The 26,188-nt window shown below is 53.3% G+C and carries 14 protein-coding genes and 3 rRNA genes; 15 read left to right on the top strand and 2 right to left on the bottom strand.

Annotated elements, in window-relative coordinates; genetic code table 11:
• The first annotated feature begins 14 nt into the window (after positions 1-14).
• From ACFWUB_RS05765 to ACFWUB_RS05745, 5 genes are all read left to right on the top strand, one after another.
• Positions 15-674, top strand: a complete 660-nt coding sequence (locus ACFWUB_RS05765) for an amino acid ABC transporter permease (RefSeq protein WP_020310844.1) — start codon at positions 15-17, stop codon at positions 672-674.
• On the top strand, positions 671-1,393 hold the full coding sequence (locus ACFWUB_RS05760; RefSeq protein ID WP_020723895.1) for an amino acid ABC transporter ATP-binding protein: 723 nt from the start codon (positions 671-673) through the stop codon (positions 1,391-1,393). The genes ACFWUB_RS05765 and ACFWUB_RS05760 overlap by 4 nt, the downstream gene beginning before the upstream one ends.
• A gap of 13 nt (positions 1,394-1,406) precedes the next feature.
• Complete coding sequence (locus tag ACFWUB_RS05755; RefSeq protein ID WP_020311022.1) at positions 1,407-2,024, top strand: AAA family ATPase; 618 nt, start codon at positions 1,407-1,409, stop codon at positions 2,022-2,024.
• A 102-nt stretch (positions 2,025-2,126) separates the two neighbouring features.
• On the top strand, positions 2,127-3,020 hold the full coding sequence (gene rarD / locus ACFWUB_RS05750; protein ID WP_020311021.1) for an EamA family transporter RarD: 894 nt from the start codon (positions 2,127-2,129) through the stop codon (positions 3,018-3,020).
• 724 nt (positions 3,021-3,744) lie between these two features.
• Entirely contained in the window at positions 3,745-5,379 is a 1,635-nt protein-coding gene (locus tag ACFWUB_RS05745; protein WP_292282715.1) for an IS1182 family transposase, read from the top strand.
• A gap of 171 nt (positions 5,380-5,550) precedes the next feature.
• Here the strand turns inward: ACFWUB_RS05745 and ACFWUB_RS05740 are convergent, their stop codons facing one another.
• The gene (locus ACFWUB_RS05740) at positions 5,551-6,918 is read right to left on the bottom strand and encodes an aminopeptidase (protein WP_020311020.1); all 1,368 of its coding nucleotides are present in this window, start codon (positions 6,916-6,918) and stop codon (positions 5,551-5,553) included.
• Positions 6,919-7,093: 175 nt separating this feature from the next.
• Between ACFWUB_RS05740 and ACFWUB_RS05735 the strand changes: the two genes are divergently transcribed.
• The 9 genes from ACFWUB_RS05735 to eno all read left to right on the top strand — a co-directional run bounded on the left by ACFWUB_RS05735 (position 7,094) and on the right by eno (position 25,592).
• Positions 7,094-8,287, top strand: coding sequence for a M20 metallopeptidase family protein (locus ACFWUB_RS05735; RefSeq protein ID WP_416183634.1), 1,194 nt, complete (start codon positions 7,094-7,096; stop codon positions 8,285-8,287).
• Positions 8,288-8,381: 94 nt separating this feature from the next.
• The gene (gene fusA, locus ACFWUB_RS05730) at positions 8,382-10,448 is read left to right on the top strand and encodes an elongation factor G (RefSeq protein WP_416183633.1); all 2,067 of its coding nucleotides are present in this window, start codon (positions 8,382-8,384) and stop codon (positions 10,446-10,448) included.
• Between the two features lie 410 nt (positions 10,449-10,858).
• Positions 10,859-12,184 (top strand): acetyl-CoA hydrolase/transferase family protein, encoded by a 1,326-nt coding sequence (locus ACFWUB_RS05725; protein ID WP_239639856.1) that lies wholly within the window; start codon positions 10,859-10,861, stop codon positions 12,182-12,184.
• Between the two features lie 343 nt (positions 12,185-12,527).
• A complete protein-coding gene (gyrA, locus tag ACFWUB_RS05720; RefSeq protein WP_292298213.1) occupies positions 12,528-15,002 on the top strand; it encodes a DNA gyrase subunit A in 2,475 nt (824 codons plus the stop codon).
• A gap of 695 nt (positions 15,003-15,697) precedes the next feature.
• Positions 15,698-17,262 (top strand): 16S ribosomal RNA (locus tag ACFWUB_RS05715).
• A 194-nt stretch (positions 17,263-17,456) separates the two neighbouring features.
• Positions 17,457-20,369 (top strand): 23S ribosomal RNA (locus tag ACFWUB_RS05710).
• A gap of 283 nt (positions 20,370-20,652) precedes the next feature.
• Positions 20,653-20,769, top strand: a 5S ribosomal RNA gene (gene rrf, locus ACFWUB_RS05705).
• The 16S, 23S and 5S rRNA genes sit together here, the layout of an rRNA operon.
• A gap of 509 nt (positions 20,770-21,278) precedes the next feature.
• Positions 21,279-22,913 (top strand): IS1182 family transposase, encoded by a 1,635-nt coding sequence (locus tag ACFWUB_RS05700; RefSeq protein ID WP_292282715.1) that lies wholly within the window; start codon positions 21,279-21,281, stop codon positions 22,911-22,913.
• 1,383 nt (positions 22,914-24,296) lie between these two features.
• Entirely contained in the window at positions 24,297-25,592 is a 1,296-nt protein-coding gene (gene eno / locus ACFWUB_RS05695) for a phosphopyruvate hydratase (protein ID WP_416183632.1), read from the top strand.
• Here the strand turns inward: eno and ACFWUB_RS05690 are convergent.
• Positions 25,583-25,729, bottom strand: a complete 147-nt coding sequence (locus ACFWUB_RS05690; protein ID WP_298676898.1) for a winged helix-turn-helix transcriptional regulator — start codon at positions 25,727-25,729, stop codon at positions 25,583-25,585. The genes eno and ACFWUB_RS05690 overlap by 10 nt on opposite strands.
• A 135-nt stretch (positions 25,730-25,864) precedes the next feature.
• Between ACFWUB_RS05690 and ACFWUB_RS05685 the strand changes: the two genes are divergently transcribed.
• Positions 25,865-26,068 (top strand): hypothetical protein, encoded by a 204-nt coding sequence (locus tag ACFWUB_RS05685; protein ID WP_294026062.1) that lies wholly within the window; start codon positions 25,865-25,867, stop codon positions 26,066-26,068.
• Positions 26,069-26,188 lie beyond the last annotated feature (120 nt).

Here is a 26,188-nt window from a genome sequence, read left to right as displayed (position 1 = left end):
AAGGGGGGAATCTTATGTTTAACTGGGAACACTTGGACATCATCGTCGGTGTTGTTACGAAAGGCCTGTTCTGGACTGTCGTCATTTCCGTGACGAGTATCATCATCGGCTATTTCATCGGGCTGGCTACGGGGTTTTCCCGGGCCCGCAATATACGCATCCTCAAGAGCATCAGCGCTTTCTACGTCTGGATCATCCGCAGTACGCCGATCCTGGTCCAGGCCTTGTACATCTATTTCGTCATGCCAAAACTCTTTGGCATCCATTTATCTCATGAAGCGGCAGGCATCCTCTGCGTTTCCCTCAATGCCGGGGCGTATATATCGGAAATCGTCCGCGGTGCCATCCTGGAAGTGCCTAAAGGTCAGTGGGAGGCGGGCATGTCCCTGGGGATGACGAAGCTGCAGATCGTCATGAAGCTCATCCTGCCCATGGCCTTCCGGACCATGCTGCCGGCCCTGGGCAACCAGTTCATCATTACCGTAAAGGATACGTCCATTTTGACGGTCATCGGCGTCGCCGAAATGACCTATCAGGCTGGCCAGTACGCTTCGTCGAACTTTGAATTCGTCGAAAGCTATACCGTCCTGGCCGTATTCTACTTAGTCCTGATTTCGCTGCTGACCGTAGCCGTCAATATTTGTGAACAGAAGATGGGAGCTGATATAAAATGATGCGAATTGAACATTTAAAGAAACAGTATGGTGATAACCTGGTCCTGAATGACATCAGCCTGTCCCTGGACGATGAAGTCACCTGCATCCTCGGGCCGTCCGGCGCCGGCAAGAGCACCTTCCTGCGCTGCCTGAACCTGCTGGAATCGCCGACAGGCGGCGACATCAAGTACAACGGTCAGAGCATCCTCCAGCCGGGCTACGATATCCGCAAGATGCGCGAAGAAGTGACCATGGTCTTCCAGCACTTTAACTTATTTCCCCTGCGCAACGTCGTCGGCAACGTCATGCTGGCCCTGCAAAGCGTCAAGCACATGAAGAAAGCCGATGCCCACGATATTGCCATGGAAATACTAAAAAAGGTCGACATGGCCGATAAGGCCGAAAAGATGCCGGATATGCTCTCCGGCGGCCAGCAGCAGCGCGTTGCCATTGCCCGCGCCCTGGCCATGAATCCCAAGATGATCCTCTTCGACGAACCGACGTCGGCCCTGGACCCGGAACTCGTCGGCGGCGTCCTTGACGTCATGCGCGACTTGGCCCATAACGGCATGTCCATGGTCATCGTGACCCATGAAATGGCCTTTGCCCGCGACGTATCAGACCGCATCGTCTTCATGGCCGACAGCATCGTCCAGGAAGATACGACGCCGGCTGAATTCTTCAGCCACCCCAAGACGGAACGGGCCCGCAATTTCCTGAGCCGCTTCTTATCGTAAGGGAGGGAGTACGATGGAAAAATTCATCATTACCATCAACCGCCAGTTCGGCAGTATGGGCCGGCCCATTGCCAAAGAAATGGCCGAAGCCCTGAACGTCGAATTTTATGACCGCGACCTCATCGAAGCTGCAGCGAAGAAGATGAATATGTCCTTGTCTATTGCCAGCGACCTGGAGGAATCTGCCAGGCCGAACCGCTTCTGGCGCATGTGCTTCCCACTGGGGCACGACGAATCGCGGAAACAGGACGAACTCTTCCAGGTGGAAAAGAAAATCATCCTGGACCTGGCCGATGCCAAGTCGTGCATCATCGTCGGCCGCTGTTCCGATTCCATCCTGAAATGTTCCAAGCACTTGCTGCGCATCTTTATCTATGCGCCCTATAAAGAACGCCTCAAGAACTGCGTCGAACGCCTCAAGATGGACGAACGGACGGCCAAGGAAATGATACGCAACGTCGACCGGGCCCGCGATGCCTACCAGGTGCGCTACGCCGGCTATCTGCCAGGCGACTTCCACCATACGGATCTGCTCATCAACAGCAGCTTCCTCGGCGTCGAAGCGACGGCCCAGTATCTGACCGAACTGGTACTCAAAAAATACGGTTCCCATCATATCGAAGAAGTATGAAAAGGCTCCCGCCAGGGACATGCTGTCTTGTTATTGACAAATGAGATTACCTATTGCATGATAGTGATAATACTAAGAGGTATCAGACAAAGGAGATGTCTTATGGGCGGGAGCAAAATCTGTTATATCTATTTCGTGCTGAGTCAGGCCATCTGGGGCGTACTGCCGGCCTTCTGGCTGCTGTTGCGGCAGCTGCCGCCGCTGTATACGCTGGCTTCGCGGATTGTCTGGGCATCGGTCTTCTGCTTTTTACTGATATTGCAGAAAAAGCTCCTGCCCGACCTGAAAGGGGTCCGACAGGAGCGCTGGCAATGGCCTTATATTGCCGGGGCCTGCATCTTTATCACCCTGAATTGGGGGGCTTATATTTACGCCACGACACAGGGCTTCATCCTCCAGGCCAGCTTGGCCTATTTCATCAATCCCATCATCCTCGTCTTCTTTGGTGGTCTGATCTTCCATGAACGGCTGCGGCCGGTCCAGAAACTGTCCGTCGTCGTCGCCGCTACCGGCCTGGTCCTGGCCTTCTGCCTGTACGGCGTCGTCCCCTGGCTGTCGTTCTTCATCTGCCTGAGTTGGGCGATATACAGCATGTTGAAAAAGAAAGTCCGCCTGGACAGCCAGGTTTCGGTCTTCATCGAATCCTTTTCCATGGTGCCCCTGTCCCTGCTGTTCATCGCCTTCAGCGAATATCATGGCATGGGGGCTGTCGGGACTTTCCAGGGCTGGCAGTGGCTGCTCCTGCCGGCGACGGGCATCGTCACGGCCATTCCGATGATGCTCTTTTCGGCCGGCGTCAAAGGCGTCCCTATTACGACAGGCGGTATGCTCATGTACCTCTCGCCGAGCATCACTCTGGTCATCGGTCTCTTGAGCGGCGAAACCATCACGCCGCCCCTGCGCCTGACCTTCTGCTTCGCTTGGGTTGCCGTCGCCCTGTATATGTACGGCCTTTACCAGACTATCAAAGGGCTCCGGGAAAGCGGATACCATTAGGTACGATCCTTGCTCCTGAATGACGCTGTAGGGGCTCGCACGTGGCGAGCCCGCTCCAGGATATGTACGATTTCCCGGTTAGTTTGCTAAGAGAACGATTCAAATACCCGGCGGGTCGCCCACGTGGCGACCCCTACAGAAAAAAGGGTGTCGTACGAGGTTTGTGCCACCATCCTCTAACCCCTAACCCCTAACAACTAACAACTAGCCACTAACAACTTGAAAGGGCCTGTCGCACGTAATCGTGCACAGGCTCTTTTTATGTATGCAAAAACATCATAGCTTTATGGTCGTTCTTCGTGGACGGTTTGCTCGGACTCAGAAGCGGCTTTGCCGCAATAGACTCTGGAAATCAGGCGCAGGAGCGCCAAAAGGCTCCCCTGTGAAGGGGAGCTGGCCGCCAACGGCGGTCTGAGGGATTCTTCTGAAGAGGTTGGCATCGGCCACCTGGCCCCTAGCTGGTTCGCGTGCTCCACTCCTCTTGCCGAGAGTGCCATTTGCTGGCGTGCTGAAACTCGCTGCGCTCAAACAAAGCAGCACGCCGGACGCAAATAGCACGCACGGCATCCGGCACGGCCTACCCGGACCGCGCCGGACCGAGGTCGTTCCCGCAATGTCACCCGCCAGGGGCCAGGCAGCCGTATCCATTAGGGCTGAACAAAAAAATCTGAAAAAAACAAATCCCGGACTGTAAAAAGCCCGGGATTGCGCGTAAAATAGAGTTATGACGACACTAAATACGCATGTCAATTATACAATATGGGAAGCGCCTTATCAACTATCACTTCCCTTGAATATTTCATTTCAGATTCCGGATGACGATCCCGTGCGGTTAGTGAAGCTGCTCATAGAAAGGATGGATTTATCACCGCTGTACCAGACGTATTCTCGTATCGAGAAAAATCAGGCTTCACCACGCCAGTTACTGGCCATCGTTATTTATGCCAGCATGAACCAGATTTTCAGTTCCCGTCGTATTGAATCGGCTTGCCGGAGAGATTTGAATTTTCAATATCTGCTGGAAGGGAAACCCGTTCCCGATCATGCGACTATCGCCCGTTTCCGTTCTCATCATATGGCGGCATGCAGCCGGACCTTGTTTGCCGACATGGATGCCGTCTTGGCTCAGGCCGGGGCCTTATCGCTGAAGAATTTGTTCATCGATGGGACAAAAATCGAATCTGTTGCCAATAAATACACTTTTGTCTGGAAGAAGAGTGTCACGAAACGGCAGGCCAAAGTATTAGCAAAAATTCCGGGCTTTATTCTTAAGACCCAGGAACTCTTTGGCATCCAAGTGCTCCATACACACGCTGTCCATCGGTACCATTTACGGCGGCTGTTGGGGAAATTAAAACGGCTTCAACGAGAAGGACACATCGTTTTCGTCCATGGCAAAGGCCATCGTAAGACGCCATTGCAAAAGGCCATTGAAAAAGCCAAGGATTTCCTGCATAAGACAAAAGAGTACGCCGTCCAGCTTCATTACTGCGGGGACCGGAACAGCTATGCCAAGACCGATATCGATGCCACCTTCATGCATCTGAAAGAAGACGCCATGAAAAACGGCCAGGTCAAGCCTGCATATAATGTACAATATAGCGTGGACGCTGGATTCGTTACCTGGGTCACTGTCGGACCGCAGACTTCAGATTGTACCACCCTGCTGCCTTTCCTCGAAGATTTTCGCAAGCATTTCCCTTTCCAGTATACCCGTATCATTGCAGATTCCGGCTATGAAAGCGAAGAAAATTACACGAAGCTCGCCGAACAGGGGTATGATGCTTACATCAAACCGTCCGACCATGAGCAGCGGAAAAAACGCCGTTTCAAAAAAGATATTGGCAAATTCCAGAATATGGACTATGATGCGAAAAATGATGTCTTTTATTGCCACAATCACCGTAAGCTGACCTGTGTTGGGAAAAAGACCGAAACAACCAGCACGGGATTTAAAATACGCAAAAGCCATTATGTCTGTGAGGATTGTTCGGACTGTCCCTATAAGAAAGGATGCATTCATGGCAATCGCAGCAAGAAGCCGTTGGAAAAAAGGACGAAGCAATTAGAACTTTCTAAAAGGTTCCAAGCCCAACGGGCCGAAATGGAAGCTCACATCAGTTCTCCTACAGGGAAGATGCTTCGAATGAACCGTTCCATCCAGTCTGAAGGCGCTTTTTCCGACATCAAGGCGAATCTGTCGTTCCGGCGTTTTTTGAGCCATGGAACGGAGAACGCCCTGGCAACCAGCATCATACTGGCAATGGCCCACAATGTCTTGACCTTACATCACAAGCTGCAATCCGGCAATTTCGGGACATACCTTTATTCCTTAAAAAAAGTGAAAAAGAGTGCTTGAATAACCATATACATAGCAAAGGCACACGTTTTTTGCCGACTGGATGGCCGGTCTGTTTCGTGTACCTTTTTTACGTTTAGCTAAAAAAAGAGAATAGAACGATGAAATAGAATAAAAAAAGAGAGCTGTCGCACAAAGCCGAAATGGCTTAATGCGACAGCCCCTTTTGTATCACTTACTTTCAAAAAATGCTTTGTATGCCAGGTAGCCGCTGTAGGCATCGGCTTTGGCGACGATTTCTAAGGGAGCGTGCATGCTGTGCATGGCTACGCCGCAGTCGACGACGTCGCAGCCCCAGTCGGCCATGATGTAGGCGATGGTACCGCCGCCGCCCTGGTCGACCTTGCCCAGTTCCCCGACCTGCCAGGGAACTTCTTTTTCGTTGAAGATGCGGCGGATCTTGGCCATGAATTCGGCGTTGGCATCGTTGCTGCCGGCCTTGCCACGGGCACCGGTGTATTTGCACAGGCAGATACCGTAGCCGAGCTTGGCCGAATTCTGTTCTTCATAGGCGTCGGCAAAGACCGGGTCAAAGGCGGCGCAGACGTCGGCCGACAGGACTTCGCTGTTGCGCAGGGTCCGGCGCAGCCAGATTTCTTGGTCATGACCCTGGAGGGACAGGAGTTCGGCGATAAAGTCCGGGAAGTACGACGATTGGACGCCCGTGTTGCCGACGGAACCGATTTCTTCTTTATCGGCAAAGAGGGCGACCTGTGTCTTTTCCCCCGGTGCGGCATCGAGGATGGCGGCCAGGTTGGCATAAGAGCAGACGCGGTCGTCATGGCCGTGGGACATGATCATCGACCGGTCCAGGCCGACGTCGCGGCTCTTGACGGCCGGGATGATTTCCAGTTCTGCACTGGTGAAATCTTCTTCTTCAATACCGTATTTTTCCTTTAACAAGGTCAGGATAGCCGGTTTCGTCTTTTCTCCTTCGCCGTTCGTGCCGGCCAAGGGCATGAGCATTTCGCCGCTGATGGCTTCAGAGAGCTTTTTGGCGGCCTGGTCCTTGCCCAGGTGGGGCAGAAGGTCATTGATGAACAGGACCGGATCGCCCGGGTCTTCGCCGATAGAGACGTCGACGCGGCTGCCATCGGCTTTATAGACGACGCCGACCAGGGACAGGGGCAGGCAGACCCATTGATATTTCAGCAAGCCGCCATAGTAATGGGTCTTGAAATAGACGATTTTATTCTTTTCGACGACAGGCATGGCCTTGACATCCAGGCGCGGGCAGTCGATATGGGAGCCGACGATTTTCAGCCCTTTTTCGATGGGGGCCGAGCCGATGACGGCTAAGATGACCGATTTCCCTTTCTGGTCCCAATAGACCTTGTCGCCGGCCTTCAGGCTGGTGAAGTCAGCCAGGGGATGGAACCCGGCGTTTTCAGCCTGGCGGATGATTTCTTTATTGGCCAGCCGTTCTGTCCGGGCTGTGTCCAGGAACTGACGGTAATGGACGCTGTACGCTTCCATCTGGCCGCGCTGTTCCGGTGAGAAGCGGGACCAGACGCTGTTTTCTGTATCAAATGCTTTCATGATATAAGCCTCCTCTGTAAATGATGATGTGTGACACTGCATCCTTATTATAACGCACTTATGGGAGCTGTACTAGTTCTTGAAAAAGACAGGAGAAACCGTTGTATTTCTTTATATTGTGTGGTATTATTAATCATACTTTATAAATAATAATTCATACATGGGAGGGTTTGCCATGATCGATAAAATGACTATCAAAGACTTAGTGAAGCGGACTGTGCCTGATATTTGTGCCATGCGCCGTCATATCCATGAAAATCCGGAATTATCCGGCGAAGAAGTGGAAACGGCTGCCTTTATGGCAGCCAAGCTGCGGTCTTTCGGCATCGATGTACAGGAGCACGTCGCCGGAACGACGGCGGTCCTGGGGACGCTCAAAGGCGGCAAGCCGGGGCCGGTCATCGCCTTGCGGGCCGATATGGATGCTCTGCCCATGACGGAAGAAACAGGCTTGCCCTTTGCGTCCAATTTCGTCGGCAAGATGCACGCCTGCGGTCATGACGGCCACATGAGCATCCTCCTCGGTGCCGCTGAGGTCCTGAGTCAGGTGAAAGACGATATCCCCGGCACGGTCGTCTTCATCTGCCAGCCGTCTGAAGAAAAATCGCCTGTCGGCGGAGCCAAGGGCCTGGTCGCCTCCGGCGTCCTCGACGGTGTCGATGCCGTTTACGGCCTTCACGTCTGGCCGACACTGCCCAGCGGCAAAATCGGTGTCCTGCCCGGGCCGATGATGGCCGCTTCGGACCATATCCGCATCGTCCTCAACGGCAAGGCCAGCCATGCCGCCATGCCGCATAAAGGCGTCGACACCATCGTCGCAGCCGCCCAGTTCCTGACGGCGGCCCAGACCATCATCAGCCGCCGCGTCAATCCCCTCTATCCGGCTGTCCTGACTTTTGGCAAAATCACTGGCGGCACGCGCTACAATGTCGTCGCCGATACGGTCGAAATCGAAGGGACCTGCCGGACGTACCATGCGGAGGCCCAGGATGCCGTCGAAGCCCATCTCCAGGATACGCTCAAAGGCATCGATGCCATGTACGGGACGGTCAGCCATCTCGACTATGAACGGGGCTATGCGGCTGTCCGCAATACGCCGCAGCAGGCGGCTTTCGTCGCTGGCGTAGCCAAAGACTGCTTTGGCCCGGACGTTCTGGCAGCTGTCGACGAACCGGCCATGACGGCCGAAGACTTTTCCGGTTATCTCCAGAAATTCGATGGCGGTTTCTTCTGGCTCGGTGCGACCAAGCCCGGCGACACGGTTTGTCCCCTGCACAATACCCATTTTGCCGTCGATGAAGCCTGCCTGCCAGTCGGCGTCGAACTGATGGTTTCCCTGGTCCTGGCCAAAATGAAAGAAAAAGCATAATTATTTTTGAAAAAATGCAACTTAAAAAAGGAATCTGCCCCCTTCATCTCGAATATATAATATTAACTGAGATTCCATAGGAGGCGATTGTTTTATGAAAGAATACACAAGTGATAAAATTCGCAACGTTGCTGTACTTTCGCATGATGGCGCCGGCAAAACGGCTGTTGTTGAATCATTACTGCTTGCCTGCGGTGCTGTCGATGCTGTTGGCGTCGGTAAAGACAACAAGCATATTATGGACTATGAACCGGAAGAAATTAAGAGAAACGTTACGATCCAGCTCGGCATTGCGCCCTGCGAATGGGAAGGCTACAAGCTGAACTTCCTCGATACGCCGGGGTATTCCGAATTCTGCGGCGAAGTCCGCGCTGCCCTGCGTGCCAGTGATGGCATCCTGCTCGTCGTTTCGGCCGAATCGGGCGTCGAAATGGATACGGAACGGGCCTGGGACTACGGCGTCGAATTGAAATTGCCGCGCATGGTCTATGTCAACAAGATGGATGCGGAACACGCCGATTTCTTCGGCTGCCTGGAAAAATTGCGCGCCGTCTTCGGCAAATCCATCATGCCCCTCCAGATCCCTATCGGTGAAGGCAAGGATTTCCGGGGCATCATCGACGTCTGCAAGATGGTAGCCTGGGAATGGAATAACGGCGAATGCACGGAAATCAAGGTGCCGCCAGAATACATGGCCAAAGCCCGTGAAGTCCGCGAAATGTGCATGGAAGCCGCTGCCGAAGGCGACGACGAATTGCTGGAAAAATACCTCAACGGCGATGAACTGACCATCGAAGAACTGCGCAAAGGCCTGCGCCAGGGCATGCTGACGGGCCGCGTCTGCCCGCTCATGTGCGGCAGTGCCATCAACCATATCGGTACGGCAGAACTCCTGCGCCGTATCATCACCTACATGCCGGATGCTTCGCAGAAAGTCATGATGGGCACGGATAAGAAGACAGGCGAACCGGTCCTGGTCTATCCCAACAAGCCTTTCACGGCCTTCGTCTTCAAGACCCTCATCGATCCCTTTGCCGGCAAACTGAGTTATGTCCGCATTTTCTCGGGCGAACTCAAGGAAGGGGACAAGTTATACAATATGTCCCAGGATAAAGAAGAAAAGATGGGCAAAGTCCTGACCCTGGTCGGCAAGGAACAGATTCCCGTCCCGGCGGCTATTGCCGGCGACATCGTCGTCCTGCCGAAATTGCCGAATGCCCGGACTGGCGATACCTTTGCCGCTCCTGATTTCCCCGTCGTCTATGACCCCATCCGCTTCCCGAACCCGCTGCATACGGTAGCCCTGGTCCCGGAAAAGAAGGGCGAAGAAGAAAAATTGATGAACGCCCTCCTGCGGGTCAGCGAAGAAGACCCGACGTGCCAGGTCGAAAAGAGCACCGAAGGCAAGCAGCTCATCGTCCGCTGCATGGGCGATGTCCACCTCGACCACATCCTGACCAAAATCGAACGGAAATACGGTGTCAAAGCCAAACAGGAAGACGTTTACATCCCGTATCGTGAAACCATCAAGAGCAAGGCGACAGCCGAAGGCAAACACAAGAAACAGAGCGGCGGCCACGGTCAGTTCGGCCACGTCTTCCTGGACATCGAGCCGCTGACGACAGGCGAACCCTTTGAATTCGTCGATAAGATCTTTGGCGGCGCCGTACCGAAACAGTACATCCCGGCCGTTGAAAAAGGCGTCCGTGAAACCTTGGAAAAAGGCCTCGTCGCCGGCTTCCCCATGATCAACGTCAAAGTTACCCTGACCGATGGTTCCTATCATCCTGTCGATTCGTCGGAAATGGCCTTCAAAGTCGCTGCCGCTCAGGCCCTCAAGAAAGCCGTACCTGAAGCCAAGCCGATCCTCCTGGAACCGATTTACAACGTCGACGTCGTCATCCCTGAAGATTACATGGGCGATGTCATGGGCGACTTCAGCAGCCGCCGCGGCCGCATCCTCGGCATGGAACACCATCGCAACCGCAAAGGCATCATCGTCGTCAAAGCCCAGGTCCCGCTGGCAGAAATGAAAGACTACGTCACCGTCCTGCGCTCCATGACCCAGGGCAAAGGCACGTTCAACATGGAATTCTTCGACTACGAAGAAGTACCGAAAAAAATCATGGACGAAATCATCGAAAAAAGACAAAGTGAATAAGACTAGTGGCTAGTCGTTCGTAGTTTTTAGTTTGTAGAAATGGGCTTTAAGTTTTTAAACATCCGCTAACCACTAACAACTTAAAAGGGCTTGTCGCATGTGCGACAAGCCCTTTTTTTTACGAACCACGAATCACGAGCGATGAACCACCAGGCGTCACGGATGTAGGGGCTTGCACGTGGCAAGCCCGTTCCAGACTATGAGTGATTTCCCAGCTCGGAGCGAATGCCACCCAAGGTCCGGCGGGTCGCCCACGTGGCATATGCCAAAACGGCATATACCTGTTTACCTAAACGCCTTGCCAGGGCGCCTTCAGCGTCGTATAATAAGAATATAAGCAAACGTAAAACGTCGTACTAAAGAAAATACATACAGATGAAAGGGTGGTTTTTATGTCCCAATGGACAGATATGTACAGACAGAAATTAATGACGCCGGAAGAAGCGGTAAAAGTGGTCCAGTCCGGAGATTGGGTCGATTACGGCATGGGCACGACCCAGCCGATCCTCCTCGACCAGGCCCTGGCAGCGCGCCGTGATGAACTGCAAGATGTCAAAGTCCGCATGTGCCTGAGCGTGGCTCCGCGGCAGATTATTGAACAGGACCCGGAGCGCAAGGCCTTTACGGCCATGAACTGGTATATGAGCGGCTATGACCGGAAGAAGTGCGCCCTTGGCCAGATGAATTTCATCCCCATGTGTTACCGCAACAAGCCGTCCATGTACCGCGACCTCCTCGACGTCGACGTAGCCCTGATTACTGTCGGTCCCATGGATAAACACGGCTTCTTTAATTTCGGCCCGGCCGTTTCGGCAACGGAAGCCATTACCAAGAAAGCGAAGAAAGTCATCGTCGAAGTCAATGAAGCCATGCCCCGCGTCCTCGGCGGCCGCGGCGAATGTATCCATATCAGCGATATCGACGGCATCGTCGAATACGGCAATCATCCCTTGGCGACCATTCCCTTTACGACAGGCGACGATATCGATGCCCAGATTGCCAAGACCATCGTCCAGCAGATTCCCGACGGAGCGACGCTGCAGCTCGGCATCGGCAGTTTGCCCAACACGATCGGCGCCTTATTGGCCGAATCGGACCTGAAAGACCTGGGCGTCCATACGGAAATGCTCGTCGACGCCTTCCGACTCATGTATGAACACGGCCAGCTCACGAACCGCCGCAAGACTTTTTGCCGCGATAAGATAAGCTGGGCCTTCGCCCTGGGGACGCAGGACCTCTATGACTGGATGGACGACAACCCCTTCCTGGCAGCTTATCCGGTAGACGTCATCAATGATCCTTTCATCATTTCTCAGATGGATAATTTCATTTCCATCAATAACTGCATCGACATCGACCTCTTCGGCCAGGTATCGTCCGAATCAGCCGGTACCCATCAGATAAGCGGCAGCGGCGGCCAGTTGGACTTCACCGACGGCGCTTACCGCTCCCGTGGCGGCAAGAGCATCATCGCTTTGCGGTCGACGTTCCACAACAAGAAGACCGGCCGCGATGAATCGCGCATCATCCCGACGCTGGCCCCGGGCACGACGGTCACGGACCCGCGGTCCCAGGTCAACTGGGTCGCCACGGAATACGGCATAGTCAACCTCATGGGCGCTTCGACATGGGAACGGGCCGAACGCCTCATCAGCATCGCCCATCCGGCTTTCCGCGAAGACCTGATCAAAGAAGCTGAAAAAATGAAGATCTGGAGATACAGCAATAAGAAATAAAGGGATACGCTATTATTCTGGTAAGTGTTCCCACGGTATGCTCTCGTTCGTCGTAGGTCGTTCATCGTAGGTCGAAAATTAAAAAGTAATTACGATGAACTGCCAGCCCCTAACCCCTAACCCCTAGCCACTAGCCACTAAAAAACTTGTTTCCCTCAGCCTAAAAAGGCAGGCGGAAACAAGTTTTTTTGCGCCTCTAGAGAAAAATGGAAATATTTGTTATAATATAATCGTATGCGCCCATTTGTTCATTTGACGGGCTGCCATATAGACGACAACGATTCGGACTGCGGGTCTTTTGCTGGCCGGCAGTTATTTTCAGTTTGTATATGAGGTGAAATTTGTGGACGAACAACAAGTAGATAAAATTGTGCCGGTTTGTCTGGAAAGCGAAATGCAGACGTCGTACATCGACTATGCCATGAGTGTCATCATCACTCGTGCCCTGCCGGATGTACGCGATGGGCTAAAGCCGGTCCATCGGCGTATTCTCTATGCCATGCATGAAGCGGGCATGACGCCGAACAAGCCCTATAAGAAATCGGCCCGTATTGTCGGCGAAGTTTTAGGTAAATATCACCCCCATGGTGACAGCTCCGTCTATGATGCGACCGTCCGCCTGGCCCAGAATTTCTCGACGCGCTATCCTTTAGTCGATGGTCACGGCAACTTCGGTTCCGTCGATGGTGACTCGGCTGCGGCTATGCGTTATACCGAAGTCCGCATGGCGAAGATTACCGGCGAAATGCTGGAAGATATCGACAAGGAAACGGTCGATTTCATGCCCAACTACGACGGCTCCCTGCAGGAACCGACGGTCTTGCCGTCGAAGATCCCGAACCTCCTGGTCAATGGCTCGGCTGGGATCGCCGTCGGCATGGCGACGAATATTCCGCCTCATAATTTAGGCGAAGTCATCGACGGCTGTGTCCTGCTCATCGATAACCCTGAAGCCAGCCTGGAAGAAATCATGACCAAAATCAAAGGCCCTGATTTCCCGACGGGTGCTAAAATCATGGGCCGCGATGGCATCATCAAAGCCTATTCGACGGGCCGGGGCAGTATCAAGATGCGGTCCTGTGCGACTATCGAACCGATGAATAAAGGGAAGCACCGCATCGTCGTGACGGAAATCCCCTATCAGGTCAATAAAGCGCGGGTCATCGAGTCCATTGCCGACTTGTCCCGCAACAAGGAAATCGACGGCATCACGGCCCTGCGCGATGAATCGGACCGCAAGGGTATGCGCATCGTCGTCGAACTGCGGGCCGATGTCAATCCCGATATCGTCCTGAATAAATTGTATAAACACACGCAGCTCCAGGAAACGTTCGGCGTCATCATGCTGGCCCTCGTCAACGGCCATCCGCGCGTCCTGACGCTCAAACAGATCCTGAACTACTATCTCGACCATCAGAAAGATGTCATTACCCGCCGCAGCAAGTTTGAACTCGACAAGGCCCTGGCACGGGCTCACATCTTAGAAGGCCTGCTCATCGCCCTGGACCACATCGACGAAGTCATCAAGACGATCCGCGAATCGGCGACAGACGACATTGCCAAACAGTCCTTGATGAGCAAGTTCGGCCTCAGCGAAAAACAGGCCATCGCCATCCTCGACATGCGCCTGCGCCGCCTGACGGGTCTGGAACGAGAAAAAATCGAAGAAGAATATGCTGAATTGGAAAAACGCATCGCTTACCTGCGCAGCGTCCTGGCTGACGAACATAAAGTCATGGAAATCGTAAAGACGGAACTCCTCGATGCCAAGAAGAAATTTGGCGACGAACGGCGCACACAGATCGTAGCCGACTCGTCGGATTTCTCCATCGAAGACATGATCCCCAACGAACGCATGGTCCTCACCTTGACCCGCCGAGGCTACATGAAGCGTATCAACGCCAATGTATACCATACGCAGAATAAAGGCGGCCGCGGTATCAAGGGCATGGGGACGAAGGACGAAGACGCCGTAAACCACCTGCTCTATACGTCGGCATGGAATACAGTCCTGTTCTTCACCAACTTCGGCCGCGTCTATCGCCTGAAGGCTTACGAAATCCCGGAAGCCAACAGCCGTAACTCCAAGGGCATTGCCGCCATCAATATCCTGCCCTTGTCCAATGGCGAAAAAGTCAACGCCCTCATCGACCTCGACCAGGTCGACCCGTCGATGAACCTGTTCATGGTCACCGAAAAAGGGCTGGTAAAGAAGACCCCTCTTCATGAATTCAAGAACGTCCGCCGCAACGGCCTCATCGCTATTTCCCTTATGGAAGGCGACCACCTGGCCAAAGTGCGCCTGACCAACGGCGACCAGACGATCATCTTGGCGACGAAACTGGGCATGGCCATCTGCTTCAATGAAAACGATGTCCGTCCTATGGGCCGGAATACCCGCGGTGTCCGCGGCATCACACTGGCTGAAGGCGATATGGTCATCGGGGCTGACGTCCTCGAACCGGACTGCCAGGTCCTGACTGTCAGCGAAGAAGGCTTTGGCAAGCGCAACAACATCGACGCCTACAAAGTCCAGCTCCGCGGTGGCAAAGGCATCAAGAACTTCAAGATTACGCCGAAGACCGGCGACATCGTCGGCGTCGAAGTCGTCCATGAAGGGCAGGAACTGATGCTCATCACGTCGAATGGCATCGTCATCCGCACGGATATCGAAAGCATTGGCATCAAGAAAGGCCGCAACACCTCGGGCGTCAAGATCCAGAAACTGGAAGGCGACGACAAAGTAGCCGCCCTCGATACCATTGCCATCGAAGGTAACGACGAAGAAGAAAAAGAACAGACGAAATTGTTTAAATAAAAAAAGAGGCCTGCGGGCCTCTTTTTTTTGCGCCGACCGCAGTTCGCAGGCCGCAGGCCGCCTCGAATTCAGATGCGGCGTTCCGCCGCGACAGACTCAGACTGACAACATCGCTTCGAGTAACCCTCGGCTCGTAGAGGAGAACCCCTCCACCGCAAGCGGTCCCCCTCCCCTTCGTAGGGGCGGCTTACGCCCTAACCGGGGCCATCGTAGGGGACGTCCTTTAACCTCTCAGACCGCCTTTGGCGGCCAGCTCCCCTATGAAGGGAGCCTTGGGCGGCCCGCAGCGAATAATGGGGAAGATACTTGAACGGAATATGTGGCATGGGTTTGCGACCGGTGACCGGCGGCCGGCGTCAAGGATTTGAAAAAAATCCTTGACAATTCCTTTACACAGTAGTATACTGAATAAGCTGTCGGGGCAAGGCCCTGACACAGCAGGAGTTTCATCCTGCCGTGGTCTGCGCCATGCAGGCCGGGGTGATTGAACTTTGAAAAAAGTTCAAAAACATCCTTGACAAGCTCTTCTGAGTTTGTTAAAATAAACAAGTCGTCGCGATGAAGCGATGGCAACGATGACCTTTGAAAACTGAACAATGAACTGAATGAACGCCAACGTGCGAGGTTCTATTGTATAGAACGTCAAACAATGAGTAATACCAATCAATAAACAAGAGCCAAACGCTCTTCCATATATCATGGAGAGTTTGATCCTGGCTCAGGACGAACGCTGGCGGCGTGCTTAACACATGCAAGTCGAACGAGAAGAGATGAGAAGCTTGCTTCTTATTGATTCGAGTGGCAAACGGGTGAGTAACGCGTAAGCAACCTGCCCTCTAGATGGGGACAACAGCTGGAAACGGCTGCTAATACCGAATACGTTCTTTCTGCCGCATGGCAGAAGGAAGAAAGGGAGGCTCTTCGGAGCTTTCGCTGGAGGAGGGGCTTGCGTCTGATTAGCTAGTTGGAGGGGTAACGGCCCACCAAGGCGACGATCAGTAGCCGGTCTGAGAGGATGAACGGCCACATTGGGACTGAGACACGGCCCAGACTCCTACGGGAGGCAGCAGTGGGGAATCTTCCGCAATGGACGAAAGTCTGACGGAGCAACGCCGCGTGAACGATGACGGCCTTCGGGTTGTAAAGTTCTGTTATACGGGACGAATGGTACGACGGCCAATACCCGTCGTAAGTGACGGTACCGTAAGAGAAAGCCACGGCTAACTACGTGCCAGCAGCCGCGGTAATACGTAGGTGGCAAGCGTTGTCCGGAATTATTGGGCGTAAAGGGCGCGCAGGCGGCGTCGTAAGTCGGTCTTAAAAGTGCGGGGCTTAACCCCGTGAGGGGACCGAAACTGCGATGCTAGAGTATCGGAGAGGAAAGCGGAATTCCTAGTGTAGCGGTGAAATGCGTAGATATTAGGAGGAACACCAGTGGCGAAAGCGGCTTTCTGGACGACAACTGACGCTGAGGCGCGAAAGCCAGGGGAGCAAACGGGATTAGATACCCCGGTAGTCCTGGCCGTAAACGATGGATACTAGGTGTAGGAGGTATCGACCCCTTCTGTGCCGGAGTTAACGCAATAAGTATCCCGCCTGGGGAGTACGGCCGCAAGGCTGAAACTCAAAGGAATTGACGGGGGCCCGCACAAGCGGTGGAGTATGTGGTTTAATTCGACGCAACGCGAAGAACCTTACCAAGCCTTGACATTGATTGCTAAGGGTAGAGATACCCTGTTCCTCTTCGGAGGACAAGAAAACAGGTGGTGCACGGCTGTCGTCAGCTCGTGTCGTGAGATGTTGGGTTAAGTCCCGCAACGAGCGCAACCCCTATCTTCTGTTACCAGCGAGTTAAGTCGGGGACTCAGGAGAGACTGCCGCAGACAATGCGGAGGAAGGCGGGGATGACGTCAAGTCATCATGCCCCTTATGGCTTGGGCTACACACGTACTACAATGGCTCTTAATAGAGGGAAGCGAAGGAGCGATCCGGAGCAAACCCCAAAAACAGAGTCCCAGTTCGGATTGCAGGCTGCAACCCGCCTGCATGAAGCAGGAATCGCTAGTAATCGCAGGTCAGCATACTGCGGTGAATACGTTCCCGGGCCTTGTACACACCGCCCGTCACACCACGAAAGTCATTCACACCCGAAGCCGGTGAGGTAACCGCAAGGAGCCAGCCGTCGAAGGTGGGGGCGATGATTGGGGTGAAGTCGTAACAAGGTAGCCGTATCGGAAGGTGCGGCTGGATCACCTCCTTTCTAGGGAAAACCTAAGAAGTCGGCACGGAGGCAATTCATTCATTGTTCAGTTTTGAGAGGTCATCCTCTCAATCGTACCTTGACAACTGCATAAAAATGTTAGAAAATACCTCTTTTTAAAAAGAGATCTTAACGAACCTTGAATTCTTGTTCATCACGACATCCCGTGTGGATGGCGTGATACATGAAAAAATAGTCAAGTAAGTAAGGGCGTACGGCGGATGCCTTGGCCATATCAGCCGAAGAAGGACGCGATAAGCTGCGATAAGCTGCGGTGAGGTGCAAGTAACCTTTGACCCGCAGATCTCCGAATGGGGAAACCCGGCAGCAGTAGTGCTGTCATCCTCTATGAGGAAGGGCACCCGGTGAACTGAAACATCTAAGTAGCCGGAGGAAAAGGAATCAACAGAGATACCCCTAGTAGCGGCGAGCGAACGGGGCAGAGCCCAAACCGGGATGGGAAACCAATCCGGGGTTGTGGACTGCTATCAAATGCATGAGTGAAGCAGAATGAGCTGGGAAGCTCAGCCAGAGAGAGTGAGAGCCTCGTAGGCGTAAGCGAATGCATGGAGCAGGATCCGGAGTACCACGGGACACGAGAAACCCTGTGGGAAGCTGGGGGGACCACCCTCCAAGGCGAAACACTGATATGGACCGATAGCGCATAGTACCGTGAGGGAAAGGTGAAAAGAACCCCGGGAGGGGAATGAAAGAGAACCTGAAACCGTATGTCTACAAGCAGTCGAAGCACTTTTTAGGTGCGACGGCGTGCCTATTGAAGAATGAACCGGCGAGTTACTTCAGCTAGCGAGGTTAAGCAGGAAATGCGGAGCCGCAGCGAAAGCGAGTCTGAACAGGGCGTATAGTTAGTTGGAGTAGACCCGAAACCACAGTGATCTACCCATGTCCAGGTTGAAGCACAGGTAAAAATGTGTGGAGGACCGAACCAGTGAGCGTTGAAAAGCTTTTGGATGAGATGTGGGTAGGGGTGAAATGCCAATCGAACGTGGAGATAGCTGGTTCTCCCCGAAATAGCTTTAGGGCTAGCCTCATGGCGAGAGTACAGGCGGTAGAGCACTGAACGGGGTAGGGGCCTATCCGGCTACTGAACCTAATCAAACTGCGAATGGCTGTACTTATCCATGGGAGTCAGACTGTGAGTAATAAGGCCCATAGTCAAGAGGGAAACAGCCCAGACCAACAGCTAAGGTCCCCAATGCCGTACTAAGTGGCGAAGGATGTGGAATTTCGAAAACAACCAGGATGTTGGCTCAGAAGCAGCCACCATTAAAAGAGTGCGTAATAGCTCACTGGTCGAGAGACTCTGCGCCGAAGATGTCCGGGGCTAAAGTACGGAACCGAAGCTTTGGCAATTAACATAAGTTAATTGGGTAGGGGAGCGTTCCTGCATGGGAGAAGCCTGACCGGAAGGACAGGTGGACAGGCAGGAAGAGAGAATGCCGGTATGAGTAGCGAAAAGAAGGGTGAGAATCCCTTCCACCGAAAGCCTAAGGGTTCCTGGGCAACGATCGTCGTCCCAGGGTAAGTCGGGACCTAATCCGAGGCGGAGACGCGTAGGAGATGGACAACAGGTTGAAATTCCTGTACTGGCTGAGGCCGTTTGAGCGAAGGAGTGACACAGGAAGGAAGGCGCGCGTGCGAATGGAAGAGCACGTCCAAGCAGGTAGGTCGGGAGACAGGCAAATCCGTTTCCCGTAAGGCCGAGATGCGATGGGGAGCTTCTGGAGACAGAAGCGAAGGGGCTGGCACTAAACTGTCGAGAAAAGCTTCTAGTGAGGACTCAGGCACCCGTACCGAAACCGACACAGGTAGGCAGGATGAGAATTCTAAGGTGCGCGGGAAAACCCTCGTTAAGGAACTCGGCAAAATATATCCGTAACTTCGGGAAAAGGATAACCCAGCGTACGTGAAGTGCAGAAACGCATGGAGCGGAGATGGGTGGCAGAAGAGAGGCCCAAGCGACTGTTTACCACAAACACAGGCGTCTGCTAAAGCGAAAGCTGATGTATAGATGCTGACACCTGCCCGGTGCTGGAAGGTTAAGAGGAAGTGTTAGCGCAAGCGAAGCAGTGAATTGAAGCCCCAGTAAACGGCGGCCGTAACTATAACGGTCCTAAGGTAGCGAAATTCCTTGTCGGGTAAGTTCCGACCCGCACGAAAGGTGTAACGATTTGGGCACTGTCTCAACGAGGGACCCGGTGAAATTGAAGTACCTGTGAAGATGCAGGTTACCCGCGACTGGACAGAAAGACCCCATGGAGCTTTACTGTAACCTGAGATTGGATTCCGGTAAGAGATGTACAGGATAGTTGGGAGGCTGAGAAGTGAGTACGCCAGTATTCACGGAGCCGCTGGTGGGATACCAACCTTGTTTTATTGGAATTCTAACGAGAAGCGTAACGAGCTTGCGGACAGTCTCAGGCGGGCAGTTTGACTGGGGCGGTCGCCTCCGAAAGAGTAACGGAGGCGCCCAAAGGTTCCCTCAGCGCGGACGGAAACCGCGCGAAGAGTGCAAAGGCAGAAGGGAGCTTGACTGCGAGACGGACAGGTCGAGCAGGGACGAAAGTCGGGCTTAGTGATCCGGTGGTAGAGAGTGGAATTGCCATCGCTCAACGGATAAAAGCTACCCTGGGGATAACAGGCTTATCTCTCCCAAGAGTCCATATCGACGGGGAGGTTTGGCACCTCGATGTCGGCTCATCACATCCTGGGGCTGAAGTAGGTCCCAAGGGTTGGGCTGTTCGCCCATTAAAGTGGTACGCGAGCTGGGTTCAGAACGTCGTGAGACAGTTCGGTCCCTATCCATCGCGGGCGTAAGAAACTTGAAAGGGGCTGCTCCTAGTACGAGAGGACCGGAGTGGACCGACCAATGGTGTACCAGTCATGGCGCCAGCCGTGCAGCTGGGTAGCTACGTCGGGGACGGATAAACGCTGAAAGCATCTAAGCGTGAAACCAGCCTAGAGATGAGGTTTCTCATTGTTTTAACAAGTAAGGTCCCACAAAGACGATGTGGTTGATAGGCCGGGAGTGGAAGTACAGCGATGTACGGAGCGGACCGGTACTAATAGACCGAGGACTTGACTTAAGCAGAGAGCCATGTTTGAAGGAGCCGAAAGGCGACGCACAAACATGTGCGAATCGCTTACTCCGAATCTCAGGAGGCTGTGAATTTGGAAACAGATACACAGAGAGAACGACGATTCGGAGACGAGCGGAAAGATTCTTGATAGTTCGTTGGATGTATGAAACATTTTTATGCAGTTGTCAGGATACGATAAGCAGAGAACCAGTTTTGAAGGAGTCGGAGACGACACGCAAAACTGTGTGAATCGCTTATGTCGGACTTGTCCGACGCCTGAATAACATAATTCAGTGGCGATAGCTGCGGGGATCCACCTGTTCCCATGCCGAACACAGCAGTTAAGCCCGCAAACGCCGAAAGTACTTGGGGGGAGGCCCCCTGGGAGGATAGGAAGCCGCTGATTAAGAAAAAAAGGGCCTGTCGCACGTAATCGTGCACAGGCTCTTTTTATGTATGCAAAAACATCATAGCTTTATGGTCGTTCTTCGTGGACGGTTTGCTCGGACTCAGAAGCGGCTTTGCCGCAATAGACTCTGGAAATCAGGCGCAGGAGCGCCAAAAGGCTCCCCTGTGAAGGGGAGCTGGCCGCCAACGGCGGTCTGAGGGATTCTTCTGAAGAGGTTGGCATCGGCCACCTGGCCCCTAGCTGGTTCGCGTGCTCCACTCCTCTTGCCGAGAGTGCCATTTGCTGGCGTGCTGAAACTCGCTGCGCTCAAACAAAGCAGCACGCCGGACGCAAATAGCACGCACGGCATCCGGCACGGCCTACCCGGACCGCGCCGGACCGAGGTCGTTCCCGCAATGTCACCCGCCAGGGGCCAGGCAGCCGTATCCATTAGGGCTGAACAAAAAAATCTGAAAAAAACAAATCCCGGACTGTAAAAAGCCCGGGATTGCGCGTAAAATAGAGTTATGACGACACTAAATACGCATGTCAATTATACAATATGGGAAGCGCCTTATCAACTATCACTTCCCTTGAATATTTCATTTCAGATTCCGGATGACGATCCCGTGCGGTTAGTGAAGCTGCTCATAGAAAGGATGGATTTATCACCGCTGTACCAGACGTATTCTCGTATCGAGAAAAATCAGGCTTCACCACGCCAGTTACTGGCCATCGTTATTTATGCCAGCATGAACCAGATTTTCAGTTCCCGTCGTATTGAATCGGCTTGCCGGAGAGATTTGAATTTTCAATATCTGCTGGAAGGGAAACCCGTTCCCGATCATGCGACTATCGCCCGTTTCCGTTCTCATCATATGGCGGCATGCAGCCGGACCTTGTTTGCCGACATGGATGCCGTCTTGGCTCAGGCCGGGGCCTTATCGCTGAAGAATTTGTTCATCGATGGGACAAAAATCGAATCTGTTGCCAATAAATACACTTTTGTCTGGAAGAAGAGTGTCACGAAACGGCAGGCCAAAGTATTAGCAAAAATTCCGGGCTTTATTCTTAAGACCCAGGAACTCTTTGGCATCCAAGTGCTCCATACACACGCTGTCCATCGGTACCATTTACGGCGGCTGTTGGGGAAATTAAAACGGCTTCAACGAGAAGGACACATCGTTTTCGTCCATGGCAAAGGCCATCGTAAGACGCCATTGCAAAAGGCCATTGAAAAAGCCAAGGATTTCCTGCATAAGACAAAAGAGTACGCCGTCCAGCTTCATTACTGCGGGGACCGGAACAGCTATGCCAAGACCGATATCGATGCCACCTTCATGCATCTGAAAGAAGACGCCATGAAAAACGGCCAGGTCAAGCCTGCATATAATGTACAATATAGCGTGGACGCTGGATTCGTTACCTGGGTCACTGTCGGACCGCAGACTTCAGATTGTACCACCCTGCTGCCTTTCCTCGAAGATTTTCGCAAGCATTTCCCTTTCCAGTATACCCGTATCATTGCAGATTCCGGCTATGAAAGCGAAGAAAATTACACGAAGCTCGCCGAACAGGGGTATGATGCTTACATCAAACCGTCCGACCATGAGCAGCGGAAAAAACGCCGTTTCAAAAAAGATATTGGCAAATTCCAGAATATGGACTATGATGCGAAAAATGATGTCTTTTATTGCCACAATCACCGTAAGCTGACCTGTGTTGGGAAAAAGACCGAAACAACCAGCACGGGATTTAAAATACGCAAAAGCCATTATGTCTGTGAGGATTGTTCGGACTGTCCCTATAAGAAAGGATGCATTCATGGCAATCGCAGCAAGAAGCCGTTGGAAAAAAGGACGAAGCAATTAGAACTTTCTAAAAGGTTCCAAGCCCAACGGGCCGAAATGGAAGCTCACATCAGTTCTCCTACAGGGAAGATGCTTCGAATGAACCGTTCCATCCAGTCTGAAGGCGCTTTTTCCGACATCAAGGCGAATCTGTCGTTCCGGCGTTTTTTGAGCCATGGAACGGAGAACGCCCTGGCAACCAGCATCATACTGGCAATGGCCCACAATGTCTTGACCTTACATCACAAGCTGCAATCCGGCAATTTCGGGACATACCTTTATTCCTTAAAAAAAGTGAAAAAGAGTGCTTGAATAACCATATACATAGCAAAGGCACACGTTTTTTGCCGACTGGATGGCCGGTCTGTTTCGTGTACCTTTTTTACGTTTAGCTAAAAAAAGAGAATAGAACGATGAAATAGAATAAAAAAAGAGAGCTGTCGCACAAAGCCGAAATGGCTTAATGCGACAGCCCCTTTTTTTGTTGTTAGCCGTCAGCAGTTAGCAGCTAGCAAGGGCGCCCACGTGGGGCGCCCGTTCGGAATAATGGGGGTACCCATCATACATGACAAGCGATGTGGGACGAGGCGGCTTCCTATCCGACCAGGGTTCCCTGGGATAAGCAGGGAACCGGTTTTGAAGGAGCTCTGCGACGCGCAAAACCGTGTGAGTCGCTTATGCCGAATCTCGTGACCTGATGGAGTGAAAGTATGCGGTCAGACAGAGATACCCTGGATTCGGCAGGAGAGGTGGGACAACCGCCAGTGCTTTTTTGCTGTTCGTTGTTAATGGTTCGTGGCTTGTTTTTGCGGCCTTATGGCCGCATCGTAGGGGCCGTCCCAAAGGGCGGCCCGCCTGAAATGTGATGTACACGCCATACATGACGGGCTCGGACTCAGATGCGGCGTTCCGCCGCGACAGACTCAAACTGACAACGACGCTTCGGGAAACCCTCAGCGCGTAGCGGGACGCCTTTCAGGACGTCCCCTACGGATGCCGCTGCGCGGCGACAGACTCAAACTGACAACATCGCTTCGCGTAACCCTCAGCTCGTAAAAACGCCCCGACCGGGGCCTGCGTAGGGGCCGTCCCAAAGGGCGGCCCGCCGCGAATAAATGGTGATATACATAACAGGTCCATGAGGCATGGTTTTACGAGCCACGAACTGACAACGACGCTTCGGGAAACCCTCAGCGCGTAGCGGGACGCCTTGACAGGACGTCCCCTACGAAAGCGGTCCGGTGGACCGCCTGCTGACTGCGACCGGCGGCCTGCGGCCTGCGAATGGCGTTTTCTCCGAACAGCATTTCGCGGGATTCCCTCAACGGGACGCCTAGCCACAGCTGTCCGTTTTGGCAGCCGTCCTGCGCCTCCTGCTGGTCGGCACCTGACGGGCCAAAAAGGCTTACAGGACGTCCCCTACGAAAGCGGTCCAGTGGACCGCCTCGATTCGGCAGGAGAGGTGGGAAAATAGTGGCTAGTGGTTCGTGGCTCGTGGGACGGCCGTTGCTAACGGCTAACTGCTGACCGCTAACCGCTAACTGCGACCGGCGGCCTGCGAACATACTCAATTATAATAACAGCGATTCTCATAAAGCATTATGCGAAAGGAGACTAATATTGTATAATATAGCTGTAAAGATACTGAAATTATGGTATTCGCTATATATTACTTTCGACAGGGGAGGTTTTACTATGAAAGATATCCGTATTGAACAAGTCGTTGGCCGGGAAATCCTTGATTCGCGGGGTAATCCTACGGTACAGGCCGATGTGTTGTTATCCGATGGGACTTTGGGCCGCAGCGCGGCTCCCAGCGGCGCTTCGACGGGGCAGTTTGAAGCCCTGGAATTGCGCGATGGCGATGCTCAGCGCTTTGGCGGCAAAGGCGTTAGCCAGGCCGTCAATCATGTCAATACAGTTTTACAGGATGTCTTGAGAGGGCAGAATCCTTTTGATACTTACGGTATCGACAACCTGATGATTCGTGCCGATGGGACGGAAGATAAATCGCGGCTCGGTGCCAATGCCATCTTAGCCGTATCGCTGGCCTGCGCCCGTGCGGCAGCTGCGTCCCTGGGGATTCCCCTCTATCGTTTCCTCGGCGGCGTCAATGGTAATTATCTGCCCGTCCCGATGATGAATATCCTCAACGGCGGGGCTCATGCTGCCAATACCGTCGATGTCCAGGAATTCATGATCATGCCGGCAGGCGCTCCTTCCTTCCGGGAAGGCCTGCGCTGGTGCTCCGAAGTCTATCATGCCCTGGCCGGTCTCTTGAAAGCCAAGGGGCTGGCTACTTCCGTCGGTGACGAAGGCGGCTTTGCTCCTGATTTGGCCAGCGACGAAGAAGCTATCCAATATATCCTTCAGGCCATTGAAAAAGCCGGCTATGAACCGGGCAAGGATTTCGTCCTGGCCCTCGATGCCGCTGCCAGCGAATGGAAGGGGCCCAAACCGGGCGTTTACGTTCTGCCCAAGAGTGGCCAGTCCTTTACGACGGACGAACTCATCGCCCACTGGCAGAAATTGTCCCAGGCTTATCCCATTTATTCCATCGAAGACGGCTTGGATGAAGAAGACTGGGATGGCTGGACGGCCTTGACGAAAGCCTTGGGCCAGCGCGTACAGCTCGTGGGCGACGATTTATTCGTAACCAACACGAAGCGTTTGGCCAAAGGGATTGCCCAGGGCTGCGGCAATGCCATCCTCATCAAGCTCAATCAGATTGGCTCCGTATCGGAAACGCTGGAAGCCATCAAGATGGCGCACCGTGCCGGCTATCGGGCTATCGTTTCTCACCGTTCCGGTGAAACAGAAGATACATCCATTGCCGACCTGGCCGTCGCCTTGAATACGGCTCAGATCAAGAGCGGTGCGCCGAACCGCAGCGAACGCGTAGCGAAATACAACCGTCTCTTGCAGATTGAAGACGAATTGTGCGGCCAGGGCATCTATCCCGGCTTCCAGGCTTTCGGGATTCAGCGCTGAACGTAGTGATTCTGTCCCCACGTACAAACTTCATGTAGAATAGGCATCAAAGATTTCCCCAGTTCCGTCAGTCCATATTCGACTTTTGGCGGTACCTGGGGATATTCTTTTCTATAGAGAATGCCGTCGGCTTCCATTTCTTTCAAAAGAATGTGATATCGATTATGAAATTTTCCAGTTAGGGCCCCGGCCGATTTGCGACTGCATCGGCCCGCCGCGGCGGCACGACGGCATCCATTGATGCTCTGAATAAATACTTCGGCATCGCCAGCATGCCCATCGTTACCTCGACATATTGGAACATGGTCCATGGCATGACGCCGGACGAAGTGCGCAAAGATTTGGAAGGGATGCAGACCATGCGCAACATCGGCCGCAACATGGCCTGGATGTTGAAGGGCTTTGCCAAACAGGAAAAAGAAACATCCTTTGCTGACCACGTAGAAGCAACACATCGCACGGACTTCCACCATTAAAATATAGATGAGATGCAGTTCGCAGGCCGCGGTTCGCTCGGATTCAGATGCGGCTGCGCCGCGACAGATTCAAACTGACAACGACGCTTCGGGAAACCCTCAGCGCGTAGCGGGCCGCCC

The sequence above is a fragment of the Megasphaera sp. genome (genome assembly GCF_047831605.1).
GTDB lineage: Bacteria > Bacillota > Negativicutes > Veillonellales > Megasphaeraceae > Megasphaera > Megasphaera intestinihominis.
The sequence above is the reverse complement of the archived record's forward strand: the minus strand, read 5'-3'. Positions and strand labels throughout refer to the sequence as shown.

Bases quoted from the DNA above. Each gene is read 5' to 3' on its own strand.
- fusA (WP_416183633.1), top strand. From the start codon at position 8,382: ATGAAAGAATACACAAGTGATAAAATTCGCAACGTTGCTGTACTTTCG.
- rarD (WP_020311021.1), top strand. From the start codon at position 2,127: ATGGGCGGGAGCAAAATCTGTTATATCTATTTCGTGCTGAGTCAGGCC.
- ACFWUB_RS05725 (WP_239639856.1), top strand. From the start codon at position 10,859: ATGTACAGACAGAAATTAATGACGCCGGAAGAAGCGGTAAAAGTGGTC.
- ACFWUB_RS05735 (WP_416183634.1), top strand. From the start codon at position 7,094: ATGATCGATAAAATGACTATCAAAGACTTAGTGAAGCGGACTGTGCCT.
- ACFWUB_RS05690 (WP_298676898.1), bottom strand. From the start codon at position 25,729: ATGGAAGCCGACGGCATTCTCTATAGAAAAGAATATCCCCAGGTACCG.
- ACFWUB_RS05755 (WP_020311022.1), top strand. From the start codon at position 1,407: ATGGAAAAATTCATCATTACCATCAACCGCCAGTTCGGCAGTATGGGC.
- ACFWUB_RS05740 (WP_020311020.1), bottom strand. From the start codon at position 6,918: ATGAAAGCATTTGATACAGAAAACAGCGTCTGGTCCCGCTTCTCACCG.
- ACFWUB_RS05700 (WP_292282715.1), top strand. From the start codon at position 21,279: ATGACGACACTAAATACGCATGTCAATTATACAATATGGGAAGCGCCT.
- ACFWUB_RS05765 (WP_020310844.1), top strand. From the start codon at position 15: ATGTTTAACTGGGAACACTTGGACATCATCGTCGGTGTTGTTACGAAA.
- eno (WP_416183632.1), top strand. From the start codon at position 24,297: ATGAAAGATATCCGTATTGAACAAGTCGTTGGCCGGGAAATCCTTGAT.
- ACFWUB_RS05745 (WP_292282715.1), top strand. From the start codon at position 3,745: ATGACGACACTAAATACGCATGTCAATTATACAATATGGGAAGCGCCT.
- ACFWUB_RS05685 (WP_294026062.1), top strand. From the start codon at position 25,865: ATGCCCATCGTTACCTCGACATATTGGAACATGGTCCATGGCATGACG.
- ACFWUB_RS05760 (WP_020723895.1), top strand. From the start codon at position 671: ATGATGCGAATTGAACATTTAAAGAAACAGTATGGTGATAACCTGGTC.